Below are 1882 nucleotides of genomic sequence, written 5' to 3' on the forward strand. Positions count from 1 at the left end.
AAAGAGGGAGAGTATAAAGAATTAAAAAATTTAAGTTAATATTAAGGTGTAAGTGTTGACAAAAGTAAAAAAAGATACTATAATTCCCGTCCAAATTCGCTGAGGCCGAAAGGAATAAGTGAGAGTTCTTTAACAAAGAAGTTTGGTAAAGATAAGTAATCTTTATAAACTGAATATACTAGATAGAAAAACAAGAAGAAATAAAATTCTTCGTCTATAACACGAGTAATTAATTTTGTAACTAAAAAGAGTTATAAAAGAATTAGTCAGAGAATTAAACATTCAAAAATTTTTTGGAGAGTTTGATCCTGGCTCAGAGTGAACGCTGGCGGCGTGCTTAACACATGCAAGTCGAACGAGAACGGATTATAGCTTGCTATAATTGTCAGCTAAGTGGCGCACGGGTGAGTAATATATAGGTAATGTGCCTTCAAGAGGGGGATAACAGATGGAAACGTCTGCTAAGACCCCATATGCCTTTAATACAGAAGTATGCAAGGGAAATATTTATAGCTTGAAGATCGGCCTGTACAGTATCAGATAGTTGGTGAGGTAATGGCTCACCAAGTCAATGACGCTTAACTGGTTTGAGAGGATGATCAGTCACACTGGAACTGAGACACGGTCCAGACTCCTACGGGAGGCAGCAGTGGGGAATATTGCACAATGGGGGAAACCCTGATGCAGCAACGCCGCGTGGAGGATGACACATTTCGGTGCGTAAACTCCTTTTATATAGGAAGATAATGACGGTACTATATGAATAAGCGCCGGCTAACTCCGTGCCAGCAGCCGCGGTAATACGGAGGGCGCAAGCGTTACTCGGAATCACTGGGCGTAAAGAGCGTGTAGGCGGATAAATAAGTCAGAAGTGAAATCCAATAGCTCAACTATTGAACTGCTTTTGAAACTGTTTATCTAGAGTATGGGAGAGGTAGATGGAATTTCTGGTGTAGGGGTAAAATCCGTAGAGATCAGAAGGAATACCGATTGCGAAGGCGATCTACTGGAACATAACTGACGCTGAGACGCGAAAGCGTGGGGAGCAAACAGGATTAGATACCCTGGTAGTCCACGCCCTAAACGATGTACACTAGTTGTTGCTATGCTCGACATAGCAGTAATGCAGTTAACACATTAAGTGTACCGCCTGGGGAGTACGGTCGCAAGATTAAAACTCAAAGGAATAGACGGGGACCCGCACAAGCGGTGGAGCATGTGGTTTAATTCGACGATACGCGAAGAACCTTACCTGGTCTTGACATAGTAAGAAGTCTTTAGAGATAAAGATGTGTCTGCTTGCAGAAGCTTATATACAGGTGCTGCACGGCTGTCGTCAGCTCGTGTCGTGAGATGTTGGGTTAAGTCCCGCAACGAGCGCAACCCTCGTCATTAGTTGCTAACAGTTCGGCTGAGAACTCTAATGAGACTGCCTACGCAAGTAGGAGGAAGGTGAGGACGACGTCAAGTCATCATGGCCCTTACGACCAGGGCTACACACGTGCTACAATGGGGTATACAAAGAGCAGCGATACGGTGACGTGGAGCAAATCTAAAAAATATCTCCCAGTTCGGATAGTAGTCTGCAACTCGACTACTTGAAGTTGGAATCGCTAGTAATCGTAGATCAGCAATGCTACGGTGAATACGTTCCCGGGTCTTGTACTCACCGCCCGTCACACCATGGGAGTTGATTTCACTCGAAGCAGGGATGTTAAAATAACTACCTTCCACAGTGGAATTAGCGACTGGGGTGAAGTCGTAACAAGGTAACCGTAGGAGAACCTGCGGTTGGATCACCTCCTTTCAGAGAAAGTTCAATAAGATTCGATTCTTATTGAACAAAGAAATCTAGGATATTCAGTTTATAAAGATTATTTGA

Annotated in this window: 1 rRNA gene; it reads left to right on the forward strand. The window is 43.5% G+C overall.

From position 1 onward, the window contains the following. The first annotated feature begins 290 nt into the window (after window positions 1-290). Window positions 291-1807: ribosomal RNA gene (locus CRU93_RS13985) — 16S ribosomal RNA — on the forward strand. Window positions 1808-1882: the final 75 nt, after the last annotated feature.

Source organism: Arcobacter sp. CECT 8985, assembly GCF_004116495.1.
Lineage (GTDB): Bacteria > Campylobacterota > Campylobacteria > Campylobacterales > Arcobacteraceae > Malaciobacter.